Raw genomic sequence first — 17690 nt, 5'->3', positions numbered from 1 at the left:
CTCACCAGGCCGGGTAGCGCTCGAGCCAGGCGTGCGCAGCGGGGGTGTCGCCCCCGGCCAACGGCCCCGCGTGGGTCTGGGTGAGCAGGTCGTTGGCGAGCTGGTCGGCGACGTGACCCACGTCGAGCCGGGCCACGGCGTCGGGCGGCAGGGCCTCGATGCCGTGGGCTGCGCCGAGCAGCGAGAGCGCGACCGCGCCGGCGGCCGGCTCGGGTGTCTGCAGGAGGTCCTCGACGGCGCCGGCGACCTCGGCGCGTCCCGCGTGGGTGAGCGCGCAGAAGGCCCCCTCGCTGAGGGCTCGCAGCGCGGTGCGCGGGCCGGCGGGGACGCCGTGGCTGACGAAGGTGGTCGCGCGGGGATGGGGCGGCAGCACGTCGGCCAGGGCTCGCAGCGCGACCCGTGCCCGGACGACCTCGGAGGCGCCCGGCACCCCCTCGTAGACCGATGAGAGGTCGGGCAGGTCGGCCAGCGGCTGGACCTCGCCCGTGGTGAGCACCTTGACCGCGGTACGGGTCAGGGCGACGGCCACGACCTGCGCGGGCAGGCCGTGGCTGTACGCGGCGACGTCCCGTGCGACCTTGCTGACGTGCAGCCCGAGGTCCGCGTCGTCGGCGACCTGGGGCGCGCCCCCGCGGTGCGCGGCGGCGAGCAGGGCGACCGGGAGCGTCCGGGCGAGCACGAGGTCTCCGGCGCTGTCCGAGGCGCTCTCCCCCGGCCGGGGGTCCAGGTTCGAGCCGAGCTGCAGGGCCTCCTCGACGGCGGGGGCTGACCCTCGCCCGCCCTGCAGCAGGGACAGCTGGGAGAGCCACCCGTCGGGCCAGGTGGCCGAGGGCGCGGACTCCTGCCAGGCGAGGACACCCGGAAGGGTCTGCCGTCGAGCCCGGTACGCCCAGCGGGCGGTCGCGTGCCAGCACGCCTCGGGGACCCCTGCCGGGGCGCCGGACAGCGAGGCGCGCACGAGGGCGCGGATCACGCCCTCGGTGCTGGACAGGAAGAGCAGGCTGGGGGTCCCCACGGGCAGGATCCCGGCGTGCGGGTTGGGGGACCGGCCGAGCGCGTCGCCCAGGCAGTACCCGACGACGAACCCACGGACCCGGCTGCGCAGGTCCGGCCACTCGGTGCTCGGCAGCACGTCCACCCTCTCGTCGTCCTGTGGTGCCGCACAGCCTGTCAGGGCCCGTACCCGGCAGGCCAGCGGGTCTCAGGGCGGGCGGGGCCGCCGACCCTCTGTGACGCTGGGACCATGGCACGGGTGGACGGCGGAGCGAACGCGGGGAGGCGGGGGCCGGTGGGTGTCCTGGTGGCCGTCGTGGTGGTCGTCGTACTCCTGGTGGTCGTCCTGTGGCTCGGCCAGCGCACCCTCATCTACTTCCCGGACACCAGCCGCCCCGGCTCGGCTGCCGACATGCTCCCGGGCGGGCAGGACGTGCTGCTGACCACGCAGGACGGGCTCGAGCTCGGGGCCTGGTACCTCCCGGCGCCCGCCGCCTGCCCGACGACGGTGCTGGTCGCGCCGGGCAACGGTGGCAACCGTGCCGGGCGTGCCGGGCTGGCCCGGGCGATCGGCGACCGTGGTCTGGGCGTGCTGCTCCTGGACTACCGCGGGTACGGGGGCAACCCGGGCCGGCCCTCCGAGCAGGGACTGGCTCACGACGCGCGTGCCGCGCACGCCTTCCTCACCGGTGAGGCCGGGGTGCCCGAGGAGGCCCTGGTCTACCTGGGCGAGAGCATCGGGACCGGCGTGGTCACGGCCCTGGCCGTCGACCACCCACCGGCTGCCATGGTGCTGCGGTCACCGTTCACCTCCCTGGCCGACGCCGGCCGGGCGGCCTACGGCGTGCCCCTCGGGTGGGTGCTGCGCGACCACTTCCCGGTCGCGCGGGACATCGCGGCGACCCCTGGGCCGCTGGCCGTCGTCCTCGGGAGCGGGGACACGATCGTCCCCGCGGCGCTGAGCCGGGAGGTGGCGCAGACCGCGCGGGCGGGTGGGCTCGACGTGCTGGAGGTCGAGGTCGAGGGGGCCGACCACAACGACCTCGAGCTCAGCCAGGGGCCTGCGCTGCTCGACGCCCTGGTGGAGGTCAGCCGTCGGGCGACGTCGTGCCCGTAGCCCGACGGGGACAGGGCGCGGGGCTGGGTCGGGCGGAGGGTGGGTCAGGCAGCGGCGACGAGGGTCACGAACAGGATCGCGCCGACGATCAGCAGGGCCAGGAGCGCGACCCCGACGTAGCCGATGACCAGTCCGGCGGTGGCAGCCCCGGAGCCCTGCTCGCCGGTCTCGGCGATCTGCCGTCGGGCGATGTGGCCGGTCACCACGGCGACGATGCTGCCGACCACCGGGAGGACGGTGAGCCCCAGGATCGAGGAGATCATCGAGAGGATCGCCATGACGTTGGTGCGGGCCGTCGGGTCACCTGCGGGGGGTGCGGCGGGGTAGGCGCTGGTCGTCGGACCGTCGACGGACGGGGCGGGGGGCTGCGCGGCCTGGCTGTGCGGCTGCTGCCCGGGGGTGCTGGTGTCGCTCATGGGAACTCGCTGCCTCGGTCGTGGGCGGGATCATCTGCGGGCTTCGAGCATGTCACACGACGTGCTCGGGCACAGCGGGAGACTTGTTCTAGTTCTCTGCATACAACTAGGATCATTCTGTGCTCTTCCGCATCGATCCCACCGCCGCCGAGCCGCTCTTCGAGCAGCTCGCCGTCCAGGTCAGGTCGGCCGTCGCCCGGGGTGACCTGACCGCCGGCACCCGGCTGCCCGCCGCCCGGGACCTCGCCGCGTCGCTCGCCGTCAACCTGCACACCGTGCTGCGCGCCTACCAGGAGCTGCGCGACGAGGGCCTGATCGAGCTGCACCGGGGCCGCGGCGCCGTCATCAGCACCCGCGCCGAGCAGGACTACCTGCCCCTGCGCGAGGCGCTCGACCTCGTCGTGCGCGAGTCCCGACACCTCGGGCTCGCCCCGGGGACCACCACCGCCCTGCTCAAGGAGGCGCTGCGATGAGCACCCGCACCCACCCGACCCCGCCGCGCACGTCGCGCGGGACGGTCCCGCACCGCGGCACGACCACGGTGCTGACCCTCGGCGTCCCCGCCGTCGTGGTGCTCGTGGCCGTTGCCGTCGCCCTCTCGTGGCGCGACGACCTGCCCGACCCGGTCGCCGTCCACTGGGGGTCCGACGGCGTGGACGGGTACGGCAGCCTCACCGGGCACCTGGTCGGGCTGACCGCGCTGACCGTCGTGCTGTGCGGCTTCCTGTGGCTGGTCGGCTTCCTCGGCGGGAGGGACTCCCTGACCCGGCGGCTCGCGGCCGGGATCTCGGTCTGGTCCGCGGTCTTCTTCGCCGTGACCTTCGTCGGGACGCTCGCCCCGCAACGGGGCCTGACCGACGCGGCCGAGACCGGCTCGACCAGCGGTGTCCTGCTCGCCGGGCTCGTCGCAGCGAGCCTGCTGGGTGCACTCGCCGCGCGGCTCGTCCCGGCCGACCGGCCCCAGCCCACCACCGCACCCGTGCCGCCGGGTGCCCCCACCGTGCCGCTGGCCGCCACCGAGCAGGCGACCTGGGTCCGTGAGGCCGCGCCCGACGGCGCCCGCTGGTTCGGCATCGGTGTCGCCGTCCTGATGGCAGGGATCGCCGTGCTCAGCCGGCAGTGGGGGGTCGTGGCGGTCCTCGCGCTCGTGCTCGCCCTGCTCGTGGTGATGCTCGGTCCGTGGACGGTGACCGTCGACCGCGACGGGCTGGCGGTGCGGTCGCTGCTGCGACGGCCGCGGGTGCTGGTCCCGCTCGAGGAGGTGCTCGAGGCCGAGGTGGTCGAGGTCCGTCCGGTGCACGAGTTCGGCGGGTGGGGCCTGCGCACCGGGAACGGGGGGCGCAGCGGTGTCGTGCTGCGCCGGGGCCCGGGTCTGCAGGTGCGGCGCACCGGCGGGCGCGTCTTCGTGGTGACCGTCGACGACGCCCCGACCGGTGCAGCCCTGCTCAACACCCTCGCGGCACGTGCCCGGCACCAGGACGACGCCTCGCCCCGCTAGCATCCGGCCCATGACCACCGTCGCCGCGCTCGTGGCCACCGTCCTGCTCGGCCTGCTGGCAGTCTTCCAGCTCGCGCTGGTGCTCGGCGCACCGATCGGGAGGTTCGCGTGGGGCGGCGCCCACGACGTGCTGCCGCGACGGCTGCGCGTGGGCAGCGCGGTCTCGATCGTGCTCTACGCGGCCTTCGCGGTCGTCGCCCTGGACCGCGCGGGTCTGGTCGACCTCCTGCCCGACGGCGTCTCCACGGTCGGGGCCTGGGTGCTCGCGGCGTACTTCCTGGTCGGCATCGTGATGAACGGGATCTCCCGGAGCCTGCCCGAGCGGTTCACGATGACGCCGGTGTGCCTGGTGCTGTGCGCCGCGTACCTCGTGCTGGCCTGGGCCGCCTGAGCTCGGCGCACCGCCCGTCGCCGCCGCCCGTCGGGGTCAGGGCGCGACGAGCCCCACCATCTCCAGGCTCCGCTCCCACAGCCCCGCGGCGAGGGCGGCGTCGTCGGCCTGCGGGTGGGTCCGGGAGACCTTCCGCTTCTCGTAGAAGGCACCCGAGACCCAGTCCTGCCCGGGTGTGCCCTGCGCGAGCCAGACCAGGGTGTCGGCCCCCGCATCGGGGCTGAGCAGCCCGAGGTGCCGCAGCGGGGTGCGGTAGAGGAACCGCATCATGCTGGTCGACCCCTCGGCGAAGTTCGTGGCCACCACCCCCGGGTGGAACGCTGCGGCCGCGATGCCCTGGTCGTGGAACCGTCGGTGCAGCTCGCGGGTGAACAGGATGTTGGCGAGCTTGCCGTCGCCGTACGCCTTGTTCGGGGAGTACCGCCGGCTGTTGTCCAGGTCGTCCAGGTCCAGCCTGCCGAAGAGCCGGGCGGCCGCGCTCGAGGTGCTGACCACGGTCGCACGGCCTTCGACGAGCCGGTCCATCAGCAGGTGCGTGAGCAGGAACGGCGCCAGGTGGTTGACCTGCAGGGTCTTCTCGAAGCCGTCCCCGGTGAGCTCGCGGTCACCCATCAGGCCGCCCGCGTTGTTGACCAGCACGTCGATGCGCGGGTACGCGGTGCGCAGCTCCCCGGCCAGGCGACGGACGTCGTCGAGCCGGGTGAAGTCGGCCAGGTGCGCCGGGCTGCCCAGCTCCCGGGCCACGGCGAGGGTCTTGCCCTGCGACCGGCCCACGACCACCACCCGGTCGCCCGCCTCGACGAGCCGGCGGGCCGCGGCGGCGCCGATCCCGTCGCTCGCGCCGGTGATGACGACGGTACGCCGGGTCATGGTCCTGCCCTCCGCTCCCGGGTGCGCTGCACCTGCCGGAACACGGCCTTCTCGACCTCGACCAGCACGAACACGGCCAGGCCTGCCAGGACGGGGAGCACCCACTGCTGCGGGGTCAGCGGGGCGGTGCGGAACAGCGTGTTCATGAACGGCAGGTACACCAGCCCGAGCTGCAGGGCGATCATCGCCCCGACGCCCCACCACACGACCGGGTTGCCGACCAGCCGGCTCGGGAGGTAGCTCGCCGCCACGAGGTACCGGCTGTTGAAGAGGTAGCAGACCTGGGTCAGGGCCAAGGTGCTGACCGCCACGGTCCGGGCGACCTCGAGGTCGCCCGTCCCGGCATGCACGAACCGGAACGCGGTGATCGTGGCCCCTGCGATCAGCAGCGCCACGAAGGCGATCCGCCCCACCGAGTAGGCGTCGAGGATCGGGGTGTCCGGGTCCCGCGGGGGCCGCTCCATGATCCCCGGCTCGGCCTTCTCGAAGGCGAGGGTCAGGGCCAGGGTGACCGCGGTGACCATGTTGATCCACAGGATCTGGGTGGGGGTGAGCGGGAGGGTGAAGGCGAGGAGCACCGCCGCGACGATCACCAGGGCCTGCGCCGCGTTGGTGGGCAGGATGAACAGGATCGACTTGCGGAGGTTGTCGTAGATCGTCCGCCCCTCCTCCACGGCCCGCTCGATGGTCACGAAGTTGTCGTCGGCCAGGACGATCTCGGCGGCCTCCTTGGTGGCCTCGGTGCCCTTGACCCCCATCGCCACCCCGACGTCGGCCCGCTTGAGGGCCGGGGCGTCGTTCACCCCGTCCCCCGTCATGGCCACCACCTGGCCCGCGGCCTGCAGGGCGGTGACCAGGCGGAGCTTGTGCTCAGGGCTGGTCCGTGCGAACACGTGGTGATCGCGGGCGAGTGTCGCGAGCTCCTCGTCCGAGGCGGCCTCGAGCTGCCTGCCCGTGACCGCGGCGTCCTGCCCCACGGAGTCGTCGACGATGCCCATCTCCCGGGCGATCGCCAGCGCGGTGCTCGGGTGGTCACCGGTGATCATCTTGACCGTGATGCCTGCCCGGTGGCACGCCGCGATGGCCTCGACGGCCTCAGGGCGGGGCGGGTCGACGATGCCCACGACGCCCAGCAGGACCAGCCCGCCGTCGAGGTCCTCGAGCGCGAGGGAGTCGTCGTCGTCGGCCGCGTCACGACGCGCCGCGGCCAGCACGCGTGACCCGCCCGAGGTCATCTCGGCGATCCGCTCCTCCCACCAGGCGCGGTCCAGCGGGTGTTCCTGTCCGTCCTCGGACAGCTCGGTGTCGCACCGGTCGAGCAGATGGTCGGGTGCCCCCTTGACCAGCACCACGGACCCGCTGCCGGGGCCCGACGCCAGGGTGGCCATGAGCTTGTGCTCGGACTCGAACGGGACCTCCGCGCGCCGGGAGTAGCCCGAGGCGTCGAAGCCGGACTTGAGCGCGAGCGTCTGCAGCGCGCCCTCGGTCGGCGCACCGTTGAGCACCCAGCGGTCACCGTCCAGGAACACCTCGGAGTCGTTGGCCACCGCCATGGCCTCGAGCACCGCGACCAGGTCGTGGCGGTCGTCGGGCACCGGCTGGCCCTCGTGCTGCACCTCGCCCTCGGGCGCGTAGCCCGTACCGGTCACGTCGTAGCGTCCGCGGGTGGTCTGGACCGACCGCACGGTCATCTCGTTGCGGGTCAGCGTCCCGGTCTTGTCCGAGCAGATCACGGTGATCGAGCCGAGGGTCTCGACGGCGTCGAGCCGGCGGGTGATCGCCTTGCGGCGCGCCATCCGCTGCGCGCCGATCGCGAAGGTGATGGTCAGCACCGCGGGCAGGCCCTCGGGCACGGCGGCCACCGCGAGGCTGATCGCCGCGATCAGCATGTCCGGGGCCGGGTCGCCGTGCACCAGGACGCCGATCAGGAAGACGACCCCTGCCAGCACCCCGATCGCCACCGACAGCTGCTTGCCGAAGCGGTTCATCGACCGGGTCAACGGGGTCGCGAGGGTCTGCACCTCGCTGGTCAGGGTGCTGATCCGCCCGATCTCGGTGTGCACACCCGTCCCGGTGACCACGCCCACACCGCGGCCCGAGGTGACCAGCGAGCTCGAGAACGCCATCGACGGGCGGTCGCCGAGGCCGGCGTCCTCCTCGGCCGGGTCCGGTCCCTTGTCCGTCGGCATCGACTCCCCGGTGAGCGCCGACTCCTCGATGGACAGGTTCGTCGCGTCGATCACCCGGAGGTCGGCGGGCACCCGGTCGCCCGAGCGCAGCCGCACCACGTCCCCCGGGACCAGGTCCTGGGCGTCGATGGTCGCCCAGTGCCCGTCGCGGCGCGCCTGGGCCTCCGGGGTCAGCATCGCGCGGATCCCCTCGAGCGCGGACTCGGCCTTGCCCTCCTGGATGAAGCCGATCGCGGCGATGATCACCACCACGCCCAGGATGACGCCCGAGTCGACCCACTCGCCGAGCAGCGCGGTGACCACCACCGCGACCAGCAGGATGTAGATCAGGATGTCGTCGAAGTGCTTGAGGATCCGACGGAGCAGGTTCTCGCGCCGCGCGTCGGGCAGCCGGTTGGGCCCCGCGGAGCCCAGGCGGCGCTGGGCCTCCTCACCGCTGAGTCCCTCGGGGGTGGTGTCGAGCTCGGCGAGCACCTCGCCCACCGTGCGGGAGTGCGCGCTCTTCGGCTGGTCCATGGTCGGCCCTTCGTGGAGGTCGCAGACCCGGCAGGCACTCGCGGCGCATGCTCGAAGCACGACCTGCCCGGGGTGCAGCCAGGGTAGGCACCACTGTTCCGTGCCTGCGAACGCGCACCCGGGACCTCTGTCCGACGACAGGTCCGGCCCCTCGCGCGCCCGCCGTGGTCCGCAGGGGCCACGCAGGTGCAGAGTGGGGCCATGTGCCCCGTGACGTTCTCGCCGCCGTCCGCCCCTCGCTGCCCCCCTCAGGAGCCCGTGCTGCGGGTCGCGGTGGTCGGCACCGGAGGGTGGGGGGAGCAGCACGCACGGGTCTTCGCCGACCGCACCGACACCGTGCTGTGCGGGGTGGTCGGGCGTGACCCGGCCCGTGCGCAGGCTCGTGCGCAGGCCTACGGGACCACGGCGTACACCGACCTGGACCGGATGCTCGACGTCGAGCGCCCCGACCTGGTGACCGTCTCGCTGCCCAACGAGGCCCACTTCGAGCCGACGTTGCACCTGATCCGGCGTGGCGTCCCGCTGCTGGTGGAGAAGCCGCTGGTGTTCGACCTCGCGCAGGCCGACGTCCTGCTGGCCGAGGCCGCCGAGCGGGAGCTGTTCTTCGCGATCGACCTCAACCACCGCTACGCCGAGCCCGTGCAGCGCCTGCGCCGGGCGATCGAGGCCGGCGAGCTCGGCGACCTGGTGTTCGCGACCTGGCGCTTCGGTGGGGAGGCGAACATCGGGACCTCGCCGCACGCCAACCTCATCGAGACCCAGGTGCACGGCCTGGACACCCTCGAGCACCTGTGCGGGCCGGTGGCCTCGGTGATGGCCCAGATGTACGACCGGACGCTGCCGGGGACCTTCACGACCCTGGCGGTGGCCCTGGAGTTCGCCAGCGGGGCGGTCGGGACCCTGCTGGGCAGCTACGACTCCTCCTACGCCTACCCGCAGAGCCACCACCTCGAGGTCAACGGGACGCTCGGCCGGGGTGTCGTCGAGGACACGGTGCGACGGCTCGTGCTGTCCCGCGCCGGGGAGGAGACCGCGCGGGTCTGGGAGGCCGGCTACTTCAACGACGAGGCGCGCAGCTTCCACACCACGTTCGACCGGCACGTCGACGCGGTGCTCGCCGCCCTGCGTGCCGGTCACGAACCCCCGGTGCATGCCCGCGCAGGTCGTCGGGCGCTCGCCCTGGCCGGTGCGATCGTCCGCTCCGCGCAGGACGGCGTGCGTGTCGCGACCCCGCACGACGACCCGGCCTGACGCGGGCACCTCCGGCGCCCCGGGCGCCCGGGCGTCGGAGGTCAGCGCGGCAGGTCGTCGAGGAAGGTCAGCGTCGCCCCGGTGATCTGCCGGCGCGCCTCGTCGGGGTCCAGGGTCGGTGTGCCGTCACCGGGCTGGGGGCCGTAGTCGCCGAACGAGGCGTGCACCGCACCCGGCACCACGACGAACGTCGTGTCCTGGGGCAGGTCGGCGCGCGAGGCCTCGATGTCCGCGGGGGTCGCCAGGCCGTCGCCGTCGGCCGAGACCGAGAGCACCTCCCCGGTCAGGGTCCGGCTCAGGTCGGAGGCCGGGTAGGAGGCCCACAGCACGAGTCCCACCAGTGGCGCGTCGCCGTCGTCTCCGCTGCCGTGCGCGGCGGCGTCCAGTGAGGCGACAGTCCCGCCCAACGAGTGCCCCCCGACCACCCAGCGCTCGACCTCGGGGTGGTCGGCGCGGGCGCTCTCGAAGGCGCCCGCGGCCAGGAAGCCGATGCCCAGCGGCTGCTTGGGCACCACCACGAGCGTTCCCGCCTCGGCGAGCGGGCGCAGCGCCGCGGCGTAGGCGCGGGCCTCGACCCTCGCCCCCGGCTGGAAGACGATCCCGGTTCCGGTGGCGCCGGTGACCGGCCGCAGGATGATCCGGGTCGCGCTGTCGGTCACGGTCACGGCGGCGTCGGAGACCATCGCCGAGGGTGCGGGCTCGACCGCGGAGAACGGGCGGAGCCACCCGAGCAGCCCCAGCCAGCCCACCACGACCAGGGCCAGCGCGACCCCGCCGAGCCGTCGGGCGATCACCGCCCGGCCCGGGTCGCGCGGTGCGCGGCGACGACGGTCCGGTGCCGGGCCGCGCAGGGTGAGTGCCCCGGCCGTGACGGCCACGACCAGGGTCGCGCCGAGCAGTGCGGCGTACGACGGGTGACCGTGCACCACCGCGGGCCACGCCGTCACGGCGCACCAGCCGACGACGGCCACCGCGGCCGCGGCGAGCACCCGGACGGTCCAGGTCGGACTCATCCGCGACCCGCCCCGGGTGGCCCGGGCGTCACCCGAGCCAGGTGGTCCAGGCGCAGCCCCAGCCAGTCCAGGGCCGCGTCGCGCCACCAGGCCTGGTGGGGGCGCAGCCACGGCGAGCTCGGGACCGGTGGCCGGGCGGAGGCCTCGACGAAGTAGCCGGCCAGTGCGCAGAGGAACGCGTCGACCGAGCGGGCCGGCACGTCGCGGCTCAACGGGTGGGACGCGATGAGGTGCTGGGCGTCGAGGCCGTCGCCGTGGACGCTGACCAGCAGCCCGACCAGGTCGACCCACGGGGCCGCCAGCGAGAGCCAGTTCCAGTCGCAGACCAGGACCCGGCCGTCGTCGCCGAGCAGGATGTTGTCGTCCCGCAGGTCGAAGTGCACGGCGGTGGTGCCGTCCGAGAGCGTCGCCCAGTCCGCCTCCAGGGCCGCCAGCTCGGTGACCCGTGGATGCCACCTCGGATCGAGCCCGTCCGGGACGGTCCCCGCGGCCGCATGGCGCCGCCACACCGTGAAGTGGGCGTCGAGGTCGGCCGTCGTCGGGAGGTCGGGGAGCCCTGCGGGGGCCGGGGTCATCGCCGACGCGAGCACCGGGAGCAGGTCGAGCACCCGGCCCAGCTCGTCGGTGTCCCACGGTCGCGTCGGGAGGCGACCCGCGACGTCCTCGAAGGCGAGCACGGCCCAGTCGCCCTGCTCGACGGCCCAGAGCAGGTGGGGCGCCGGGGCGTGCGGGGGCAGCGCGCTCGCCACCGCGATCTCCTGGAGGTAGGAGGGGTGCACCTGCGGGTTCTGCTCAGCCGAGATCGCCTTGACGAACACCCGGGTGCCGTCGGCGAGCAGCAGCCTGCTCGCGAACCCGTCGGTGAAGCCACCCTGCTGCGAGTCCGCGTCGACCACCGACCGCCCCAGCCGCCGCTCGACGAGCGCCCGGATCGTGGCGGGCAGCGAGGGCCAGGTGGTGCGCTGCGCGGTGGACCCGTGGGGGATCTCCACGCCAGGGACGCGCGCCGGTCCGATCGCTGCGGGCATGGGGCGACGCTACCGGGCGGCCAGGTGCGAGAGTGGGCCGATGACCGACCGCGCCCTGATCTCCCCCGACGAGCTCGCCGCGTCCCTGACCGACCCCACCCCGCCGCTGCTGGTCGACGTCCGGTGGTCCCTCGCCGGTTCCGACCGGCCGGGCTACCTGGCGGGTCACCTCCCGGGCGCGGTCTTCTGCGACCTGGACACCGAGCTCGCCGCGCCGCCCGGTGAGGGTGGGCGGCACCCGCTGCCGACGCAGGACTCGCTCACGGCGACGATGCGTCGCCGCGGGATCGGTCCCGGCCGGGAGGTCGTGGTGTACGACGCCGGACCGGGGGCTGCGGCGGCCCGCGCGTGGTGGTGCCTGCGCTGGGCCGGTCACGAGCAGGTCCGGGTGCTCGACGGCGGGCTGGCCGCGTGGCAGCGGTCCGGTGGCGCGCTCGAGGTCGGAGAGGTGGCCCCGCAGCCGGCCCCGCAGGCCCGGGCCCACGTGGGGTCGATGCCCGTGGTCGAGGTCGACGACGTGCTGGCCGGTCGGGGCGGGACGTTGCTCGACGCCCGGTCGGCCGAGCGGTTCCGCGGGGAGGTCGAGCCGGTCGACCCCGTCGCGGGTCACATCCCTGGTGCGCAGTCGTGCCCCACGACCGCGCTGCAGGAGGCCGACGGCCGCTACCTCGCGCCGTCCGCCCTGCGTGAGGTCCTGGCGCCGTTGGTCGGTGGTCGTCAGGGACCGGTCACCGCGTACTGCGGGTCAGGGGTGACCGCCGCGCAGCTGGTGCTCGCGGGCCACGAGGCAGGGGTCGACGTCGGCCTCTACCCCGGGTCGTGGTCGCACTGGGTGCGAGACGCGGCCCGGCCGGTCGCCACCGGGCCGGCTGCGGGTCGGCTGTGACGGTCCTCGGCTGAGCGGTACCGGCAGAGCGGTACCTGCCGACCGGTCCGGTCCGACCCGCGAGTCTGGCTCGCCGGGTCGTTGCTGCCTCGAGCCGGACGTGGCACTCTGTGAGAGAGCGCTCTCTCGACCGGCACCGACGGCGGACCCACGGACCGGCGCTCCAGTCGCCGGCCTGCCTCGCCGGTCCGCGAAGGAGCACGCCATGTCCGCGCAGGCAGTCGCCACCGAACGCCGCACCGTCCCTCCGGACGGCGCCACCCGGCCCGTCACCGGTGAGCCGGTCGAGCTGGACGGTCGCCGGTTCTACCGGATCAGCGCCTACGACCAGATGCCGCCCTTCTTCATGACCCTGGTCGGGGCCAGCGACCTGTGGGTGTTCATCTCGAGCACCGGCGGGGTGACCGCAGGGCGGCAGGAGGCCGAACGGGCGCTCTTCCCCTACTACACCGAGGACAAGGTCACCGAGAGCGCCGGGCACACCGGTGGGCTCACCGTGGTGCGCGTGCGGACGGCCGACGGCGGCATCGTGTGCTGGCACCCGTTCGCCGAGACCCGGCACGGGGACCCCGCCGTCGAGCGCTCCCTCGCCAAGGACCACCTCGGCACCACGCTCGTCTTCGAGGAGACCCGTCCCGACCTCGGGCTGCGGCTGCGGGTGACCTGGCGGACCAGCGCGCGGTACGGCGTGGTCCGCAGCGGGGTGCTCACCTCGACCGCCGACCACCCGATCGAGGTCGAGGTCCTGGACGGCTTCCAGAACCTGCTGCCCGCCGGCGCGACCGTGCAGGTCCAGAACGAGCTGAGCACCCTGCTCGACGCCTACAAGCGGACCGAGCTCGACCCCGGGACAGGCCTGGGGATCCTGTCGCTGAGCTCACGCCTCACCGACCTCGCCGAGCCGAGCGAGTCGCTGCACGCCAACGTCGCGTGGCACGTGGGCCTGGGCCAGGTCCAGCACCTGCTGTCGAGCCGCCAGCTGCCCGCGTTCGTGGCCGGACGCCCGGTCGAGCCCGAGGACGAGGTCCGTGGCGAGCGCGGCGCATACCTGGTCCGCGCGACGTTCGCCCTCGCCCCTGGTCAGAGCCGGGACTGGCACGCCGTGGCCGACGTCGACCAGAGCGCGGCGGACGTCGTCGCGCTGCGTCACGAGCTCACCGACCCTACGGCGCTCGCGGGCCGGCTCGCCGTCGACGTCGAGCGCACCCGCACCGAGCTCGAGCGTCTGGTCGCGACCGCCGACGCCACGCAGCTCACCGGTGACGAGCTCGCGGCCGCCCACCACGGGGCGAACGTCCTCTTCAACGCGATGCGCGGGGGAGTCCCGGTCGACGGCTACACGGCCGAGGCCGCCGACGTGCGCCGTTTCGTCGAGCAGCGCAGCCCCGCGACCGCGGCCCGCTGCGCCGACCTGCTGCGCGCCCTGCCGGCCCGGCTGAGCGTCGGCGCCCTGGTCGCCCGCGCCCGCGAGCACGGGGACGTGGACCTGTGGCGCCTGGCGACCGAGTACCTGCCGCTGACCTTCAGCCGCCGCCACGGCGACCCGAGCAGGCCCTGGAACAGGTTCCGCATCGCCCTGCACGACGCCGACGGGCGCACGATCGTCGGCTACCAGGGCAACTGGCGGGACATCTTCCAGAACTGGGAGGCGCTGGCCTGGTCCTTCCCCGAGTACCTCGAGCAGATGACCGCCGTCTTCGTCGACGCGACCACCGCCGACGGCTACAACCCGTACCGGATCTCCCGCGAGGGCGTCGACTGGGAGGTCCCCGAGCCCGAGAACCCCTGGGCGAACATCGGGTACTGGAGCGACCACCAGGTCGTGTACCTGCTCAAGCTCCTCGAGGCCTCGCGACGGTTCCACCCGGGACGGCTGCAGGACCTGGTCGACACCGCGATGTTCACCCACGCCGACGTGCCCTACCGGATCGCGTCGTACGCGCGGACCGTCGCCGACCCGGCCTCGACCATCGTGTTCGACCGTGAGGCCGACGCGGCGATCGCCCGACGGGTGCTGGACGAAGGTGCGGACGGACGGCTCGTGCACGGCCCCGACGGCGACCTGGTGCGGGTCACGCTGGGCGAGAAGCTCCTGCTCCTCCTGCTGGCCAAGCTGGTCAACCTGGTCCCCGAGGGGGGGATCTGGATGAACACCCAGCGCCCCGAGTGGAACGACGCGAACAACGCGCTCGTCGGCCGCGGCCTGTCGGTGGTCACCCTCGCCTACGTGCGGCGCTACCTCGACACCCTGCGTGACCTGCTGGGCACCGACCTCACCCTCACCACCGAGCTGGGAGACCTGCTGCACGACGTGCGGCGCATCCTGGCGCGGCACGTCGACGGGACGACCTCGGGCTTCTCCGACCCCCTGCGCCGCACCGTGATGGACGAGCTCGGTGCGGCCGGGACGGCCTACCGCTCACGGGTCTACGCCGGGTTCGCCGGCCACCGCGTGACGGTCGGTGCGCGGGACGTCGGCGACCTGCTCGACCTGGCACAGCGCTACGTCGACCAGGCCCTGCGGCTCAACCGCCGCGAGGACTCCCTGTTCCACTCCTACAACCTGCTCGACCTGGGGGACGCGACGGCCGGCATCGGGCGCCTGCAGGAGATGCTCGAGGGTCAGGTCGCGGTGCTCTCCAGCGGGCTGCTGGGTCCGCAGGAGTCGCTCGACCTGCTCGCGGCCCTGCGCCGCAGCGCGCTGTACCGCGCTGACCAGCACAGCTACCTGCTCTACCCCGACAAGGTGCTGCCCCGGTTCCTGGACCACAACCGGGTGCCCGCGGCGAGGGCCGAGGCCTGCCCGCTGCTGGCCGAGCTCGTGCGCGCCGGGGACAGGTCGGTGGTCCAGCGGGACCTGAACGGCGACTACCGCTTCGCGCCGGGCATCCGCAACGCGCGGGACGTCGTGGCCGCACTGGACGCGCTGCCGGCCGACGTGGTCGCGGGGGACGTGGACCCCGAGGCGGTCGAGCAGGACCGTGACGAGCTCCTGGCGATCTTCGAGGAGACCTTCCGGCACGCGGAGTTCACCGGCAGGTCGGGCTCGTTCTTCGCCTTCGAGGGGCTCGGCAGCATCTACTGGCACATGGTCTCGAAGCTGCTGCTGGCCGTGCAGGAGACCCACGAGCGGGCCGTGGCCGAGGGCGCCGACCCCTCGCTGGTCTGCCGGCTCGCGGACGCCTACGAGGACGTGCGTCGAGGTCTCGGGTACTGCAAGCCGCCGCAGGTGTACGGGGCCTTCCCGGTCGACCCGTACTCGCACACCCCCGGTGGTCGGGGCGCGCGTCAGCCCGGGATGACCGGCCAGGTCAAGGAGGAGGTGCTGACCCGGCTGGGCGAGCTCGGGCTGCGGGTCGAGGACGGCACCGTGGTGATCCGTCCGGTGCTGCTGCGCGAGCAGGAGTGGACCGACCGTCCGCGGACCTTCCACCACCTCGACGTCCACGGCGACGAGCACACCCTGGACCTGCCCGCAGGCTCACTGGCCTACACCTTCTGCCAGGTGCCGGTCGTCTACCGTCGCGTCCCGTCCCCGGACGGAGCGTCGGTCGGCACCGGTGTCGAGGGCGCGGCGCTCGGCATGGTGGTGGACCTGGCCGACGGCACCCGCGTGCTGTGCGGCGACCGGCTCGACGCCGACCTCAGCGACCGGGTGTTCCGGCGCACGGGTGAGGTGCTGCGCCTCACCGTGGACGTGCCCGCGCGAGGTCGCGCGACCGACCGCGTCAGCCGACCTGCACCGGCAGGTACCTGAACGGTCCCGGGCACCGCGCCCACCGGTTCACCGCCTGCCGCTCGACCTCGAGGACGCCGTCGACCACGACCGTGCCGCGCGCCTGCGCCTGCACGGTCACGTGGGTGACGCTCCCCGCCGCGTCAGGGGACTGGAGGTAGGGGTCCTCCTGGGGGACCGACCAGGTGCCGTCCGCGGCGGTCGGCACCGGTCGTGGGGTGCAGCCCGGGCCGAGGCACGCGGCGACGGCGTCGGTCCCCTCGGGCACCTCGAGCTCGATGGCCGCGAGGTTCCCGTACCCGATCGCGGGACAGGTCGCCGGGCCCCGTGCGAAGAGGATCGCGGCGCCCCCGCCGACGGCGACGGCGAGGAGACCCACGACCACCGCGCGCGCACGCCGCTCGAGCACCATGGCGCTGAGGCTACCCACCGGCCCGCCCGTCGGGTGGGGTTCCTCGACGGCGGGTCAGGCGTCAGGCTGTCAGCAGGACGGCGCACGCCCTCGCGGGCGTCGCGGCACCGAGGTGCAGGGGCCGGCGAGGAGGTGGGACGTCGTGGCTGCCGAGGAGATCGTGCTCGACCGGCTGATCCGTGAGCACGGGACGGCGCTGATCCGCCTGGGCTACCTGCTGTGCGGCGACCGGGACGCCGCGGAGGACCTCGTGCGGCGGGCCCTGGTGGCCGTCGTCGCGGCGCCACGCCGCGACCTCGCGGTCCGGACCGCCGAGGCCGAGGTCCGTCGGGTGATGGTCACGGCCGTCCTGGCGGGCACCCGACGGCGTCGGCCGGACCGGGCGTCGGCCGGACGAGGTGCGCCGGTCTCGCCGGTCCCGGGTGGCGTCGAGGCCGCGCTGGCGCGGATGTCCCCGACCCAGCGGGTCTGCACGGTGCTGCGGTTCGGCGAGGGCCTGCCCGTGCCGCAGATCGCCGACCTGCTCGGCCTGGACCGGGGAGACGTCGAGAACGCCCTCGGTGAGGCGACCAGCCTGGTCGAGGACGGGGCGGACGACCGGTCGGGCGGTTTGAGCACCGTCGAGTACCAGCAGGTGCTGCCAGAGGCCGGCGAGCGGTGACCGCGGACCTCGGCGCCGCGCTGCGTGCCCTGGCCCGCCGCATCCCCGACGACGCCGCGGAGTCGTGGCTGCCCGACGAGACCGCCCACCTGGCGAGGGCGGGGCGTCGCCGTCGGGCGCTGCGCACCGCCACCCGACTGCTCGCCGCGGCGGCGGTCGTCCTCGCCGTCGGCGTGACGGGCGTCTCGGTGCTGCGCGGCGCGGGACCGCAGCCCGCCGACGACGACGGCCCGGTCCCGGTGCTGGGCCAGGCGACGTGCGGGCGGACCCTCGAGGAGCTCGGCTGGGTGAGCGACCGGCCCCTGAGCCTGGACCTGCTCGAGGCCGTCGTCGTCGCGCCCGATGGTGCGGTCACGGTCACCACGCGTCTCAGGTCACCCGACGCGCTGCCCGACCTGCGGGGCGCCGACCTGCCCCGCTTCGTCGCCGTGGACACCAGCACGGGTCGGGTCGTCGGGCTCCAGCGCAGCGATCCCTGGACCGGGGGGCGCTCACCGCGGTCACAGGCCGTGCCGCGCGGTGTGGTCGAGTTCGGCATCGCGTGGCAGACCGCGCTGCGCGGCTGCGGGACCGACCCCGACCTCACCGACGGGTCGCCGCCCCTGCGATGGTCGGACTACGCGCTGCACGGGGTGCAGGCCGTCCACACCGTCGACCAGGGGACGTGGCACGCCGTCGGCGGGCCGTGGCCGGTCGCCACTCCCTGACGGCGG

The 17690-nt window shown here is 74.4% G+C and carries 16 protein-coding genes; 9 read left to right on the top strand and 7 right to left on the bottom strand.

Annotation, left to right across the window (positions count from 1 at the left end; translation table 11 throughout):
- Position 1: 1 nt before the first annotated feature.
- Positions 2-1138: a hypothetical protein gene (locus tag M1R94_RS01480; protein ID WP_249379889.1), complete on the bottom strand. Its 1137-nt coding sequence runs from the start codon at positions 1136-1138 to the stop codon at positions 2-4.
- A gap of 105 nt (positions 1139-1243) precedes the next feature.
- Here M1R94_RS01480 and M1R94_RS01475 point away from each other — a divergent pair, with 105 nt between their 5' ends.
- Positions 1244-2110 (top strand): alpha/beta hydrolase, encoded by an 867-nt coding sequence (locus M1R94_RS01475; protein ID WP_249379888.1) that lies wholly within the window; start codon positions 1244-1246, stop codon positions 2108-2110.
- 44 nt (positions 2111-2154) lie between these two features.
- On the opposite strand, the gene M1R94_RS01470 is transcribed toward M1R94_RS01475, so the two are convergent.
- Entirely contained in the window at positions 2155-2526 is a 372-nt protein-coding gene (locus M1R94_RS01470; protein WP_249379887.1) for a DUF4190 domain-containing protein, read from the bottom strand.
- A gap of 119 nt (positions 2527-2645) precedes the next feature.
- On the opposite strand from M1R94_RS01470, the gene M1R94_RS01465 reads away from it, so the two are divergent.
- Genes M1R94_RS01465 through M1R94_RS01455 form a run of 3 tightly spaced genes read left to right on the top strand, consistent with a single transcriptional unit; the run spans position 2646 to position 4415 of the window.
- Complete coding sequence (locus M1R94_RS01465) at positions 2646-2999, top strand: GntR family transcriptional regulator (protein WP_249379886.1); 354 nt, start codon at positions 2646-2648, stop codon at positions 2997-2999.
- Positions 2996-4024 (top strand): DUF1648 domain-containing protein, encoded by a 1029-nt coding sequence (locus M1R94_RS01460; RefSeq protein ID WP_249379885.1) that lies wholly within the window; start codon positions 2996-2998, stop codon positions 4022-4024. Before M1R94_RS01465 ends, M1R94_RS01460 begins: the two co-directional genes overlap by 4 nt.
- A 10-nt stretch (positions 4025-4034) precedes the next feature.
- Entirely contained in the window at positions 4035-4415 is a 381-nt protein-coding gene (locus tag M1R94_RS01455; RefSeq protein ID WP_249379884.1) for a hypothetical protein, read from the top strand.
- Positions 4416-4451: 36 nt separating this feature from the next.
- Here the strand turns inward: M1R94_RS01455 and M1R94_RS01450 are convergent, their stop codons facing one another.
- Positions 4452-5285 (bottom strand): SDR family NAD(P)-dependent oxidoreductase, encoded by an 834-nt coding sequence (locus tag M1R94_RS01450; protein WP_249379883.1) that lies wholly within the window; start codon positions 5283-5285, stop codon positions 4452-4454.
- The gene (locus M1R94_RS01445) at positions 5282-7990 is read right to left on the bottom strand and encodes a cation-translocating P-type ATPase (RefSeq protein ID WP_249379882.1); all 2709 of its coding nucleotides are present in this window, start codon (positions 7988-7990) and stop codon (positions 5282-5284) included. The genes M1R94_RS01450 and M1R94_RS01445 overlap by 4 nt, the downstream gene beginning before the upstream one ends.
- A gap of 201 nt (positions 7991-8191) precedes the next feature.
- On the opposite strand from M1R94_RS01445, the gene M1R94_RS01440 reads away from it, so the two are divergent.
- Positions 8192-9241: a Gfo/Idh/MocA family protein gene (locus M1R94_RS01440; RefSeq protein ID WP_249379881.1), complete on the top strand. Its 1050-nt coding sequence runs from the start codon at positions 8192-8194 to the stop codon at positions 9239-9241.
- A 41-nt stretch (positions 9242-9282) separates the two neighbouring features.
- Here the strand turns inward: M1R94_RS01440 and M1R94_RS01435 are convergent, their stop codons facing one another.
- Positions 9283-10254: an alpha/beta hydrolase gene (locus M1R94_RS01435; protein WP_249379880.1), complete on the bottom strand. Its 972-nt coding sequence runs from the start codon at positions 10252-10254 to the stop codon at positions 9283-9285.
- Positions 10251-11282 (bottom strand): phosphotransferase family protein, encoded by a 1032-nt coding sequence (locus M1R94_RS01430; RefSeq protein ID WP_249379879.1) that lies wholly within the window; start codon positions 11280-11282, stop codon positions 10251-10253. The genes M1R94_RS01435 and M1R94_RS01430 overlap by 4 nt, the downstream gene beginning before the upstream one ends.
- Positions 11283-11322: 40 nt before the next feature.
- Here M1R94_RS01430 and M1R94_RS01425 point away from each other — a divergent pair, with 40 nt between their 5' ends.
- Together M1R94_RS01425 and M1R94_RS01420 are read left to right on the top strand one after the other, a co-directional pair.
- The gene (locus M1R94_RS01425; RefSeq protein ID WP_249379878.1) at positions 11323-12168 is read left to right on the top strand and encodes a sulfurtransferase; all 846 of its coding nucleotides are present in this window, start codon (positions 11323-11325) and stop codon (positions 12166-12168) included.
- Positions 12169-12373: 205 nt separating this feature from the next.
- A complete protein-coding gene (locus M1R94_RS01420; protein WP_249379877.1) occupies positions 12374-15925 on the top strand; it encodes a hypothetical protein in 3552 nt (1183 codons plus the stop codon).
- Here the strand turns inward: M1R94_RS01420 and M1R94_RS01415 are convergent.
- Entirely contained in the window at positions 15897-16316 is a 420-nt protein-coding gene (locus tag M1R94_RS01415) for a hypothetical protein (RefSeq protein WP_249379876.1), read from the bottom strand. The two genes, M1R94_RS01420 and M1R94_RS01415, sit on opposite strands and share 29 nt — an antisense overlap.
- A 142-nt stretch (positions 16317-16458) precedes the next feature.
- On the opposite strand from M1R94_RS01415, the gene M1R94_RS20620 reads away from it, so the two are divergent.
- Both M1R94_RS20620 and M1R94_RS01405 read left to right on the top strand, forming a co-directional pair.
- Entirely contained in the window at positions 16459-16977 is a 519-nt protein-coding gene (locus M1R94_RS20620) for a sigma-70 family RNA polymerase sigma factor (RefSeq protein WP_249379875.1), read from the top strand.
- Entirely contained in the window at positions 16974-17684 is a 711-nt protein-coding gene (locus tag M1R94_RS01405; RefSeq protein ID WP_249379874.1) for a hypothetical protein, read from the top strand. The genes M1R94_RS20620 and M1R94_RS01405 overlap by 4 nt, the downstream gene beginning before the upstream one ends.
- Positions 17685-17690 lie beyond the last annotated feature (6 nt).

This window comes from Actinotalea alkalitolerans (genome assembly GCF_023369855.1).
Classification (GTDB): domain Bacteria; phylum Actinomycetota; class Actinomycetes; order Actinomycetales; family Cellulomonadaceae; genus Actinotalea.
This window is presented reverse-complemented; position numbering and strand designations above follow the sequence as displayed.